11 protein-coding genes and 1 riboswitch are annotated in these 12,727 nt (G+C 55.0%); of the genes, 7 read left to right on the top strand and 4 right to left on the bottom strand.

Features of this window, described 5'->3' with window-relative positions; all coding sequences use genetic code 11:
• Positions 1 to 5: 5 nt before the first annotated feature.
• Positions 6 to 611, top strand: a complete 606-nt coding sequence (gene leuD / locus JTI85_RS04850) for a 3-isopropylmalate dehydratase small subunit (protein WP_048212705.1) — start codon at positions 6 to 8, stop codon at positions 609 to 611.
• Between the two features lie 100 nt (positions 612 to 711).
• Here leuD and JTI85_RS04845 read toward each other — a convergent pair whose 3' ends face one another.
• Together JTI85_RS04845 and sgrT are read right to left on the bottom strand one after the other, a co-directional pair.
• Positions 712 to 1,890 (bottom strand): sugar efflux transporter, encoded by a 1,179-nt coding sequence (locus tag JTI85_RS04845; RefSeq protein WP_048212706.1) that lies wholly within the window; start codon positions 1,888 to 1,890, stop codon positions 712 to 714.
• A gap of 115 nt (positions 1,891 to 2,005) precedes the next feature.
• Positions 2,006 to 2,128, bottom strand: a complete 123-nt coding sequence (sgrT, locus tag JTI85_RS04840) for a glucose uptake inhibitor SgrT (protein WP_048212707.1) — start codon at positions 2,126 to 2,128, stop codon at positions 2,006 to 2,008.
• A 99-nt stretch (positions 2,129 to 2,227) separates the two neighbouring features.
• Between sgrT and sgrR the strand changes: the two genes are divergently transcribed.
• From sgrR to thiQ, 4 genes are all read left to right on the top strand, one after another.
• Positions 2,228 to 3,883, top strand: coding sequence for an HTH-type transcriptional regulator SgrR (sgrR, locus tag JTI85_RS04835; RefSeq protein WP_086523579.1), 1,656 nt, complete (start codon positions 2,228 to 2,230; stop codon positions 3,881 to 3,883).
• A 33-nt stretch (positions 3,884 to 3,916) separates the two neighbouring features.
• A riboswitch (TPP riboswitch) is annotated at positions 3,917 to 4,040 on the top strand.
• Between the two features lie 30 nt (positions 4,041 to 4,070).
• Positions 4,071 to 5,054, top strand: a complete 984-nt coding sequence (gene thiB, locus JTI85_RS04830; protein WP_219352205.1) for a thiamine ABC transporter substrate binding subunit — start codon at positions 4,071 to 4,073, stop codon at positions 5,052 to 5,054.
• On the top strand, positions 5,030 to 6,640 hold the full coding sequence (gene thiP / locus JTI85_RS04825) for a thiamine/thiamine pyrophosphate ABC transporter permease ThiP (protein ID WP_219352204.1): 1,611 nt from the start codon (positions 5,030 to 5,032) through the stop codon (positions 6,638 to 6,640). The genes thiB and thiP overlap by 25 nt, the downstream gene beginning before the upstream one ends.
• Positions 6,624 to 7,322 carry a thiamine ABC transporter ATP-binding protein ThiQ gene (gene thiQ, locus JTI85_RS04820; protein WP_101741373.1) on the top strand — a complete coding sequence of 233 codons (699 nt, stop codon included), beginning with the start codon at positions 6,624 to 6,626 and terminating at the stop codon, positions 7,320 to 7,322. Before thiP ends, thiQ begins: the two co-directional genes overlap by 17 nt.
• Positions 7,323 to 7,366: 44 nt before the next feature.
• Here thiQ and JTI85_RS04815 read toward each other — a convergent pair whose 3' ends face one another.
• A complete protein-coding gene (locus JTI85_RS04815; protein WP_061067229.1) occupies positions 7,367 to 8,134 on the bottom strand; it encodes a DedA family protein in 768 nt (255 codons plus the stop codon).
• 119 nt (positions 8,135 to 8,253) lie between these two features.
• Positions 8,254 to 9,099 (bottom strand): arabinose operon transcriptional regulator AraC, encoded by an 846-nt coding sequence (gene araC / locus JTI85_RS04810; RefSeq protein WP_005124526.1) that lies wholly within the window; start codon positions 9,097 to 9,099, stop codon positions 8,254 to 8,256.
• Positions 9,100 to 9,438: 339 nt separating this feature from the next.
• On the opposite strand from araC, the gene araB reads away from it, so the two are divergent.
• Both araB and araA read left to right on the top strand, forming a co-directional pair.
• Positions 9,439 to 11,148, top strand: coding sequence for a ribulokinase (gene araB / locus JTI85_RS04805; protein WP_219352202.1), 1,710 nt, complete (start codon positions 9,439 to 9,441; stop codon positions 11,146 to 11,148).
• Positions 11,149 to 11,158: 10 nt separating this feature from the next.
• Complete coding sequence (araA, locus tag JTI85_RS04800; protein ID WP_219352201.1) at positions 11,159 to 12,661, top strand: L-arabinose isomerase; 1,503 nt, start codon at positions 11,159 to 11,161, stop codon at positions 12,659 to 12,661.
• Positions 12,662 to 12,727: the final 66 nt, after the last annotated feature.

Raw genomic sequence — 12,727 nt, 5'->3', positions numbered from 1 at the left:
CTACCATGGCAGAGAAATTTACCCAGCATACCGGCCTGGTTGTCCCACTGGATGCCGCCAACGTTGATACCGACGCCATTATTCCCAAACAGTTTTTGCAGAAGGTGACGCGTACCGGTTTTGGCGCCCATCTGTTCAACGACTGGCGTTTTCTGGACGAAAAAGGTCAACAGCCTAATCCTGAGTTCGTGCTGAACTTCCCGGAATATAAAGGTGCGTCAATTCTGCTCGCGCGGGAAAACTTTGGCTGCGGCTCTTCTCGCGAACATGCGCCGTGGGCACTGACCGATTACGGCTTTAAAGTGGTGATCGCCCCAAGCTTCGCCGACATCTTCTACGGTAACAGCTTCAATAACCAACTGCTGCCGGTCACCCTGAGTGATGCGCAGGTGGATGAACTGTTTGCGCAGGTGTTAGCCAATCCAGGCATTAAATTTGAAGTGGATCTGGAAGCGCAGGTGGTGAAAGCGGGCGATAAGTCTTACAGCTTTAAAATCGACGACTTCCGCCGTCACTGCATGCTGAATGGTCTCGACAGCATCGGGCTGACGCTGCAGCATGAAGCGGCCATCACCGAGTACGAAAACGAGCAGCCAGCGTTTATGCGCTAGTCTTTTGTTATACCGGATGCGCTGCGCTTATCCGGCCTACATATGCGCTCCAATTGTAGGCCGGATAAGGCGTTTACGCCGCCATCCGGCACTTTATAAATCAAACATCCTTCACCCGCCCGGTCATCACCAACGTAACCACTGAAATCGCCGCGATTACCCAGTAAACGGCAAAATGTCCGTAACTTTGCGCAACAGCACCCTGAATCACCCCCGCCAGAATGACGCCGGTCGAAATACTGTTGGTAAATAATGTGGTCGCTGAACCCGCGCGTCCGGGCATCAGATCCTGAAACCACAGCATGCCTATCCCAGCGACAATACCGATGAATACGGCGTTAAACAGTTGCAATATAAGCAGAGCCGTATGGCTATGAAAGAAGATCAGCCCCAGATAAAACAGCACGCCGGCCGCCACGGCGACGATCATCATTCGCCGTTTACCAAAGTGTTTCACGTAGTAGCCCGCCAGAATCATCGCCGGAATTTCCAGCCCGGCAGCCGTCCCCATTAAAATGCCCGCCAGCTTATCGGGCAGCCCTAAATCCTGGCTAATCCACAGTGGCATATCAATGATGTACATGGTATTGCAGGTCCACATCAGCGTGGAGGCAATAAACAGCATACGCACATTTTTGTCCTGCCAACCGCCGGTTTGTTCCAGCGGCACGTCAACGGACTGCTCCACCCGAGCGACAGACGGCAGTATCAGCGCAATCAGCACCAGGCTAATGGCAAAAATCCCTGCGGCAATGGAAAACATCGCCGTAAAGCCGTAATTCAGCGCCAGCATGAAGGCCAGCGGCGGTCCGATCACCCAGGCCAGCGAAAGCTGCGCACGCATCACCGAACTAAACATCACTACTTCACGCGCGGAGTTATCCGCATATTCCCGCGCCAGCGCAAACAGCTGCGGCATGGCGGTATTCGCCAGCGAGGCCAGCAGCACACCGCAGGTGATCAACGTGAGATAATGGCGATTAAACGCAAACAGCAGCGCGTTGCCAATCGCCATCAGGCAGCAAAACATGATCAGCTTGCGCCGATCGCCCTGGCTGTCGGATCGTTTTGCAAGCCCGAGGCTAACCACGATCCCGGCAATCGCATTGACGGTGTAAAACAGCCCGACCCAAAATGGTTGCGCCCCGACTTCGCGGCTCAGGAACAGGCTCAGCGTGGGGGCCTGCAACGCCCCTGCCACGCCCATCATAAAAGCGACCAGCATAAATGCCGCGTAAACGCCGTTGAGGCGCCGTCCCATGGTCATAATCCAGAGCATTGTTATCCCTATTGGCTGGGCTGATACGAAAAAAGCCAGCAGAAAAAATCTGCTGGCGGGTGATTTTACACCAATACTCAGTCACACATGATGTCTGCAATGCGTAATTCAGAGGTCAGGCTGTCACCTCCCACTGCATCAGTTCTTCGAGCATCTTTAAGCGCTGCGGTGCGCTCAGGCAAGCCAACCAGGACGTTTTTTCCGTCGCGGTAAAGTACTTCAACCAGAATTGACGCATAGATGACCCCTTCGTTGTCTCATCGCTTCATCGGAATCTATTATTGGCTTAATATAGGGATAATAAAATTGCTGAGTTTTTCGCAGGAGTTCCCCTTTTATGTCTTCTGGTCGTTTGCAACAACAGTTCATCCGTCTGTGGCAATGCTGTGACGGCAAAACGCAAGACACCACGCTGAACGAGCTGGCAGAGCTGCTTAGCTGCTCGCGCCGCCATATGCGTACCCTGCTTAATACCATGCAGGAGCGCGGTTGGTTAACGTGGGAAGCCGAGGTTGGACGCGGTAAACGCTCACGCCTGACATTCCTCTACACCGGGCTGGCGCTCCAGCAGCAACGCGCAGAAGACCTGCTGGAACAGGATCGCATCGATCAACTGGTGCAACTGGTCGGTGACAAAACGGCCGTACGGCAAATGCTGGTTTCCCACCTCGGCCGCAGCTTTCGTCAGGGTCGGCATATCATGCGCGTTCTCTATTATCGTCCCATGCGCAACCTGCTACCTGGTACGGCGCTACGCCGCTCCGAAACCCATATCGCCCGACAAATCTTCAGCGCCTTACTTCGCGTAAATGAGGAAAATGGGGAACTGGAAGCGGACATTGCCCATCACTGGCAGCAGATTTCACCTTTACACTGGCGATTCTTCCTGCGACCGGGGATCCATTTTCATCACGGTCGTGAGCTGGAGATGGACGATGTGATCACCTCATTGACCCGAATTAACACGTTGCCTCTGTACTCTCACATTACACAAATCGTCTCTCCCACGGCCTGGACGCTGGATATCCATCTGTCCCAGCCCGACCGTTGGCTTCCCTGGTTATTGGGGCAAGTCCCCGCCATGATCCTGCCGCGAGAATGGGAAACGCTGAATAACTTCTCCAGCCACCCGATTGGTACTGGCCCATATGCGGTGATGAGAAACACCAATAACCAGCTGAAAATTCACGCATTTGATGATTACTTTGGTTACCGGGCGCTGATCGACGAAGTGAACGTTTGGGTGTTACCTGACATCGGCGAAGAGCCAGGCGGCGGTTTGACGCTAAAAGGTCCCACAGAGGATGAAAAGGCGATTGAAAGTCGCCTCGAAGAAGGTTGCTACTACCTGCTGTTTGATGCACGATCCCACCGCGGCGCAAATCAGGAGGTCCGCGAGTGGGCTAGCCGCGTACTCTCGCCAACCCATTTAATTTGCCACGCCGACGAACAGTATCAGCGACTGTGGTTCCCCGCCTACGGCTTACTGCCTCGCTGGCATCACGCCAGACCCGGCCATGGTGAAAAACCAGCCGGGCTGGAAACGCTGACGCTCACTTACTATCGCGATCACATCGAACACCGGATTATCGCGCAGATCATGAAAACGCTGCTGGCTGCGCATCAGGTGCAGTTGACTATTCAGGAGATCGACTACGATCAATGGCATGCGGGAGAAATCGTCAGCGATATCTGGCTAAACAGCGCCAACTTTACCCTACCGCTGGACTTCTCGCTGTTCGCCCATTTGTGCGAAGTCCCGCTGCTGCAAAACTGTATCTCACGGGACTGGGAAAACGATGCGGCTCGCTGGCGAACGGGCGAAATGAGCCTGGCAGCATGGTGCCAACAGCTGCTCGCCACAAAGGCCATTGTGCCATTAATCCACCACTGGTTGATTATTCAGGGACAGCGCAGTATGCGCGGGTTACGCATGAATACCCTCGGCTGGTTTGATTTTAAATCGGCGTGGTTTGCTCCGCCGGATCCTTAATTGCTGCTAAGCAACAAAATCATTACACTAACGCCGTTCTCAACGGGGTGCTAAATAAAAACATACACAGAATCATTCGATCTGCGTATGGGCTGAGAGATACCCGTCGAACCTGATCCGGATAATGCCGGCGAAGGGATTTGAGGCTTATCTCAAGTCCTTTGCCACCCAACTCTTGAGGTGCAAAGTGTTTAAAAAATATCTTCCGCTTTTACTGCTGTGCGCAGCGCCTGTCTTCGCCAAACCTGTACTGACCGTCTATACCTACGACTCGTTCGCGGCTGACTGGGGCCCGGGCCCAACAATCAAAAAAGCCTTTGAAGCTGACTGCAACTGTGAATTAAAACTGGTCGCGCTGGAAGATGGTGTTTCATTGCTTAACCGCCTGCGCATGGAAGGAAAAAACAGTAAAGCCGACGTTGTACTCGGTCTGGATAACAACCTTCTGGAAGCCGCCACACAAACCAAACTGTTTGCCAAAAGTGGTGTAGCAAACGACACCGTTAACGTACCCGGCGGCTGGAAAAACGATACCTTCGTTCCGTTTGACTACGGCTATTTCGCCTTCGTTTATGATAAGAACAAGCTGAAGAATCCGCCCAAAAGCCTGAAGGAACTGGTTGAAAGCGACCAAAAATGGCGCGTCATTTATCAGGATCCGCGCACCAGCACGCCGGGTCTGGGTCTGCTGCTATGGATGCAGAAAGTCTATGGCGATAAAGCGCCAGAGGCGTGGCAGAAACTGGCAGCCAAAACCGTCACCGTCACCAAGGGCTGGAGCGAAGCCTACGGCCTGTTCCTGAAAGGTGAAAGCGATCTGGTGCTCAGCTACACCACCTCTCCGGCCTATCACATCATCGCCGAGAAAAAAGACAACTACGCCGCCGCTAATTTTAGCGAAGGCCACTATTTGCAGGTGGAAGTCGCCGCGCGTACCACGGCCAGCAAGCAGCCGGAACTGGCCGAGAAGTTCCTGAAGTTTATGGTGTCTCCGGCATTCCAGAATGCGATTCCGACCGGCAACTGGATGTATCCGGTGACGCAGGTCGCCCTGCCGTCAGGATTCGAGCAACTGACTAAGCCAGCCACCGCGCTGGAATTTACGCCGCAGCAGGTTGCAGCTCAACGCCAGGCATGGATTAGCGAATGGCAACGCGCCGTCAGCCGTTAATCCCCGGCTGGCTGGTTCCAGGGCTTTCAGCTGCCACATTGATGGTGGCTGTCGCGCTGGCCGCGTTTCTGGCGCTGTGGTTTAACGCCCCGCAGGGAGAGTGGCTCTCACTGTGGCAAGACGACTACCTGTGGCACGTGGTGCGCTTTTCTTTCTGGCAGGCTTTTTTATCCGCAGTGCTATCGGTTGTCCCGGCGATTTTCCTTGCCAGAGCGCTCTATCGCCGCCGTTTTCCAGGACGTCTGGCGCTGCTGCGTCTGTGCGCCATGACGTTAATCCTGCCGGTGCTGGTCGCGGTCTTCGGTATTCTTAGCGTCTATGGTCGCCAGGGTTGGCTGGCCTCGCTCTGGCATACATTCGGGCTAGAGTGGACGTTTTCGCCATACGGCTTGCAGGGCATTCTGCTGGCGCATGTCTTTTTCAATCTGCCGATGGCCAGCCGCCTGCTGTTACAGTCGCTGGAGAATATTCCCGGCGAACAGCGGCAGTTAGCCGCTCAGTTAGGTATGCGTGGCTGGCATTTCTTCCGTTTTGTTGAATGGCCGTGGCTGCGTCGGCAAATCCTTCCCGTCGCGGCGCTCATCTTTATGCTCTGTTTCGCCAGCTTCGCCACCGTTTTATCGCTGGGCGGTGGGCCGCAAGCTACCACCATCGAACTGGCTATCTATCAGGCGCTGAATTTTGATTACGATCCCGCCCGCGCCGCCATGCTGGCGCTGATCCAGATGATTTGTTGTCTGGCACTGGTGCTGCTCAGCCAACGTTTGAGCCGCGCCATCGCCCCCGGCACCACGCTGGTTCAGGGCTGGCGGGATCCCGACGATCGTCTGCACAGCCGTCTGGCTGACTTAATTCTGATTGTTCTCGCTCTGTTGCTGTTGCTTCCGCCGTTGCTGGCGGTGATTGTCGATGGCTTAAACCGCCATGTACTGGATGTTCTTAGACAACCCGTACTGTGGCAGGCGCTGGGAACCTCGCTGCGCATTGCGCTGGCGACAGGTGCGTTGTGCGTCATACTCACCATGATGCTGTTATGGAGCAGTCGTGAACTGCGTGCCCGACAGCAGGTGCTGGCAGGTCAGATGCTGGAACTGAGCGGCATGATGATCCTCGCCATGCCGGGTATCGTGCTGGCAACCGGCTTCTTTCTGCTGCTCAATAACACTATTGGGCTTCCCGAATCTGCCGACGGCATTGTTATTTTTACCAATGCGCTGATGGCGATCCCTTATGCATTGAAGGTGCTGGAAAACCCAATGCGTGACGTCACTGCGCGCTATAGTATGTTGTGCCAGTCGTTGGGCATTGAGGGATGGTCGCGCCTGAAAGTGGTTGAACTGCGCGCCCTGAAGCGCCCGCTGGCACAGGCGATGGCGTTTGCCTGCGTGCTGTCGATTGGCGATTTTGGTGTAGTGGCGTTATTTGGTAATGAAGATTTCCGCACCCTGCCGTTTTATTTATATCAGCAGATTGGCTCTTATCGCAGTCAGGATGGCGCGGTTACGGCGTTATTACTGCTGATCCTGTGCTTTACGCTGTTTACCGTTATTGAGAAATTGCCGGGTCGAAATGTTAAAACTGATTGATATCACATGGCTTTATCACCATTTGCCCATGCGCTTTACGTTGTCGGTCGCGCGCGGTGAGCAGGTAGCGATACTCGGGCCAAGCGGCGCCGGGAAAAGTACGCTTCTGAATCTGATTGCCGGCTTTCTGACACCTGCCAGCGGCACGATGATGATTGCAGGTGAAGATCACACCACCACACCGCCCTCTCGTCGCCCGGTTTCGATGCTGTTTCAGGAAAACAACCTGTTCAGTCATCTGAACGTGCAGCAAAATATCGGTCTGGGCCTGAATCCAGGATTGAAGCTGAACGCATCGCAGCGGGAGAAAATGCTCCATATCGCCCGGCAAATGGGTCTTGATAACCTGCTGGACAGGCTTCCGGGCGAGCTTTCCGGCGGGCAGCGACAACGTGTGGCGCTGGCGCGTTGCCTGGTGCGCGAACAACCTATTTTGCTACTTGATGAACCGTTCTCTGCGCTTGACCCTGCGCTGCGCCAGGAGATGTTAACGCTGGTGGCTGAGGTCTGTCGCGATAAGCAGCTGACGTTGCTGATGGTTTCGCACAGCGTAGAAGATGCGGCGCGCATTGCGACGCGTTCGATTGTGGTCGCCGACGGGCGCATCGCCTGGCAGGGCGATACGGACGATCTGTTAAGCGGTAACGCCAGCGCCTCGGCGCTATTGGGCATTAAAGCATAATGCGTTGCCGGATAAGGCGAAGCCGCCATCCGGCAAAAGATTCGTCAGTAACCCACGACTTTACGCAGAATATCGATATACACCGGCATCAGTGGATGTCGCAGCAACGCCACCAACGCAACCACACCGATCCCGAGCGTCAACGGCGCCAGATACAGCAAACGGCTGCGGGGGAAATACGCCGTTAAGCGATCGACAGCCGCTTTGCCACTGCGCCATAGCCGCCAGCAAAACCAACCGCCTACCCACAACAGTAGCGCCGTCGCCAGCAGCAACCATTTGAAATCCCCACTCTGCATATCAGCAGGAATATCAATTGCCGCCCCCGCCAGGATCCCCGGCAGAAAATAGAACGGCGGCCACAACACGCAGCCGATGATATTGGGCACAATAAATTTCGCGACAGGCAGATCCAGCATGCCTGCTACCATCGGCACCAGCGGTCGCGTCGGGCCAACAAAGCGCCCTACCAAGATGGTAAACATGCTGTGCTGATGCAGCGCGTGCTCGGTTTTATCCAGCAATGCCTTGTTCTTTTTCATGAACGACCAGCGGTGCAGCGGCTTTTTAAAACGCCAGCCCAGCCAGAAGGAGATCCAGTCTCCCAATAAGCAACCAATGATGCCCGCAAGCCAGGCATGCCAGAAGTTCAGTTCGCCACTGCCAATCAGCGCCCCCAGCCCGGCCATCATCACGGTACCGGGCAGGATCAGGCCAACCAGCGCCAGCGACTCCAGAAAGGCCACCAAAAGTACGGCGATCAGAGAGTACAGGGCGGACTGGAGAATAAAGTGTTCCAGCAATGCTTGCATAATGTGTCCGTCAGATTTACGAAGCAGGGATTCTGCTAACCCTTCTCAACTTCGTCAAGCCATCAATTGTCTGAATAGATTGCGAGTTATGACAACTTTCAGGACACATCATTCACTTTTTATTCACATCCGGCGCGAAACTCGCTCGGACTGGCACCGGTACATTTTTTGAAAACGCGCGAGAAATAGAGCTGGTCGTCGAAGCCAACATTGCGACCCACCGTAGCAATAGGCATACGGGTGGTACTTAGCAATAGCTTGGCCTGGCTGATACGCTGATCCTCGCGCCAGCTTAATACGCTGATGCCCAACTGTTGGCGGAACAGATGCGACAACCGGGACGGTGACAGGCAGACATGCTGCGCAACGCTGGCAATATCAAAATTACTGTCCGCCAGATGATCGCTGATGTACTGGCAGGCATCGCGGACGCGGTTGTCCATGGGTGGGTGCAGCGATTCATTAATGGCGTCCATACGTCTGAGCAATAATTGCTCCAGCAGGTTTATCGCCAACAGTTCGGAATAGCGCCCTTCCCCCTGTCCGGCATGAATGATCTGTCCAAACAGTTCGTTAAAATGCGGCTGGTGCGCTTCATCCGGGCGGAAAAAACCGGTCTGGGCAAAGATTGCCGGCCAGGCCAGCCACTCCTGCCAGTAGGCGCGCGGGCGAAAATAAACCCACTGGTGATACCACTCGCTGGCGTCAGGGTGGCGTCCGTAGTGGTGAATTTCTCCGGGTGGAAACAACAGAATATCGCCAGGCCGGCAGACAAACTGTTTGCCCTGATTATTGATAACCCCTTCGCCACGGATGGTGAGATTGAGGATATAACCCTTCATACCCAGCGGTCTGTCGATAAAAAAATCCAGGTATCCGTTCGCCTCAATGGGGGTTAATCCGGCCACCAAATGCGCGTTAAACGAATAACCTGGCAACAGGGGATCGTTTTGCGTTTCAGCCATAAATTCAATACTCCCTATGTCCTGCCAAGAAACAATTTGTCCATATCACGCCAGACATTATCGCTGTCGCCCCTGCGGGCCGCTGTATTTGCGGTAATGGACCACCAACCCCGCTTGTGAAAAGCTCTTTGTAAAAAACATGTACTACGCCAACCTCAAAATCGGCTAACAAAAGTGTCTATAACTACGGCAGAAATGTCCACATTGATTATTTGCACGGCGTCACACTTTGTGATGCCACAGCATTTTAATCCATAAGATTAGCGAATCCTGCCTGACGGTTTTTATCCCTGGTCACTACTGTTTATCCATACCCGTATTTTTGGATGGAGTAAAACGATGGCGATTACAATTGGCCTCGATTTTGGTAGTGATTCAGTACGCGCGTTGGCAGTGGAATGCGCCACCGGTGAAGAAATCGCCACCAGCGTAGAGTGGTATCCACGTTGGCAGGAAGGGCAATATTGTGATGGCCCGAACAACCAGTTTCGCCATCATCCGCGCGACTATATTGAATCGATGGAAGCGGCGCTGAAAACCGTGCTGGCCGAACTGAGCGCTGAACAGCGTGCGGAAGTGGTCGGGATCGGCGTTGACAGTACCGGCTCAACCCCGGCGCCCATCGATGCAGACGGTAACGTACTGGCACTGCGTCCGGAGTTCGCTGAAAACCCGAATGCCATGTTTGTCCTGTGGAAAGATCACACCTCAGTAGAAGAAGCCGAAGAAATCACCCGCCTGTGCCACACACCGGGCAAGATCGATTACTCCCGCTATATCGGCGGCATTTATTCCAGCGAATGGTTCTGGGCCAAAATCCTGCATGTGACCCGCCAGGATGATGCGGTCGCAGAGGCTGCGGTTTCATGGATTGAGCTGTGCGACTGGGTTCCGGCCCTGCTCTCCAATACCGTACGCCCGCAGGATATTCGCCGCGGACGCTGCAGCGCCGGACACAAATCCCTGTGGCATGAAAGCTGGGGCGGTCTGCCGCCAGCCAGTTTCTTTGATGAGCTCGACCCCATCCTTAACCGCCATCTGCCATACCCAATGTTTACCGATACCGTCACGGCCGACCTGCCGGTTGGCACCCTGTGCGCCGAGTGGGCACAGCGCCTGGGGCTACCGGAAAGCGTGGTGATTGCAGGCGGCGCTTTTGACTGCCATATGGGCGCAGTCGGCGCGGGCGCACAGCCCAATACGCTGGTAAAAGTCATCGGCACCTCAACCTGCGACATTCTGATTGCCGACAAACACAGCGTCGGCGAACGCGCGGTGAAAGGCATATGCGGCCAGGTTGATGGCAGCGTAGTGCCTGATTTTATTGGCCTTGAGGCGGGACAATCTGCTTTCGGCGATATCTATGCCTGGTTTAGCCGCGTACTGAGCTGGCCTCTGGAACAGCTTGCCGCGCAGCATCCGGAGCTGAAGACCCAGATTAAAGCCAGTCAAAAACAGCTGCTGCCAGCGCTCACCGAAGCCTGGGCGAAAAATCCGTCGCTGGATCACCTGCCGGTGGTACTCGACTGGTTTAACGGTCGCCGTACGCCCAATGCCAACCAACGTTTGAAAGGGGTGATTACCGATCTCAATCTGGCCACCGACGCACCAGCGCTGTTCGGTGGGCTGATTGCCGCCACGGCCTTTGGCGCGCGCGCAATTCAGGAATGCTTCACCGAACAGGGCATTGCGGTTAACAACGTAATGGCGCTTGGCGGTATCGCGCGCAAAAACCCGGTCATCATGCAGACCTGCTGTGACGTGCTGAACCGTCCGCTACAAATCGTTGCTTCCGACCAGTGCTGCGCACTCGGTGCGGCTATCTTCGCTGCCGTAGCCGCTAAGGTCCACGCAGACATTCCCGCCGCCCAACAAAAAATGGCGAGCGCAGTAGAAAAGACGATGCAACCTCGCCCAGACCAGGCTCAACGTTTTGAACAGCTTTACCGCCGCTACCAGCAATGGGCAGTAAGCGCTGAACAACAATACCTTCCGACTGCCATGCCGGCGCAAAAAACACCGGTAAACCAGGCAACCCTGACACATTAAGGACACGACAATGACGATTTTTGATAACTATGAAGTGTGGTTTGTGATTGGTAGTCAGCATCTGTATGGCCCTGAAACCCTGCGTCAGGTAACCCAACATGCCGAGCACGTCGTTAACGCACTGAATACTGAAGCTAAACTGCCCTGCAAACTGGTCTTAAAACCGCTGGGTACCTCGCCTGACGAAATCACCGCTATTTGCCGTGACGCCAACTATGACGATCGCTGCGCAGGGATGGTGGTCTGGCTGCATACCTTCTCGCCGGCGAAAATGTGGATCAACGGCCTGGCGATCCTCAACAAACCGCTGATGCAGTTCCACACCCAGTTTAACGCCGCCCTGCCGTGGGACAGCATTGATATGGACTTTATGAACCTGAACCAAACCGCGCACGGCGGTCGTGAGTTCGGCTTCATCGGCGCACGTATGCGTCAGCAGCACGCCGTGGTCACCGGTCACTGGCAGGACAAACAGGCACACGAACGCATCGGCTCCTGGATGCGACAGGCCGTGTCCAAACAGGACACTCGCCATCTGAAAGTCTGCCGTTTTGGCGACAACATGCGCGAAGTTGCGGTCACCGATGGCGATAAAGTTGCCGCGCAGATCAAATTCGGCTTCTCGGTAAACACCTGGGCCGTGGGCGATCTGGTGCAGGTCGTGAACGCAATTAGCGACGGCGAAATCAACGCACTAATCGATGAGTATGAAAGCTCTTACACCATGACGGCGGCAACGCAAGTCCACGGTGAAAAACGTCAGAACGTCCTGGAAGCCGCCCGTATTGAACTGGGGATGAAGCGCTTCCTGGAACAGGGCGGATTCCACGCCTTCACCACCACATTTGAAGATTTACACGGCCTGAAACAGCTCCCGGGTCTGGCCGTACAGCGTCTGATGCAGCAAGGCTATGGCTTTGCTGGCGAAGGCGACTGGAAAACCGCCGCTCTGCTTCGCATCATGAAGGTGATGTCAACCGGTCTGCAGGGCGGCACCTCATTTATGGAGGATTACACCTACCACTTCGAGAAAGGCAACGATCTGGTACTTGGTTCGCACATGCTGGAAGTGTGCCCGTCCATCGCGGTGGAAGAGAAACCGATCCTCGACGTACAACACCTCGGCATTGGTGGTAAAGACGATCCCGCCCGTCTGATCTTCAACACTAAAACCGGCCCGGCCGTGGTTGCCAGCCTGATCGATCTCGGCGATCGCTATCGCCTGCTGGTTAACTGCATTGACACGGTACAAACGCCGCACTCTCTGCCAAAACTGCCTGTAGCTAACGCGCTGTGGAAAGCTCAACCGGATCTGCCAACCGCATCTGAAGCCTGGATCCTCGCCGGTGGCGCGCACCACACCGTGTTCAGCCACGCGCTGGATCTGAACGATATGCGCCAGTTCGCTGAAATGCACGATATCGAGATCGCCGTGATCGACAACGACACCCGTCTGCCAGCCTTTAAAGACGCGCTGCGCTGGAACGACGTGTATTACGGTTTTAAACGCTAAGGTACGGATTGCCCGGTGGCACTGCGTTTACCGGGCCTACGATCCTGTAGGCCGGATAAGCGAAGC

The sequence above is a fragment of the Citrobacter sp. Colony219 genome (assembly GCF_019382635.1).
GTDB lineage: Bacteria > Pseudomonadota > Gammaproteobacteria > Enterobacterales > Enterobacteriaceae > Citrobacter > Citrobacter youngae.
This window is presented reverse-complemented; position numbering and strand designations above follow the sequence as displayed.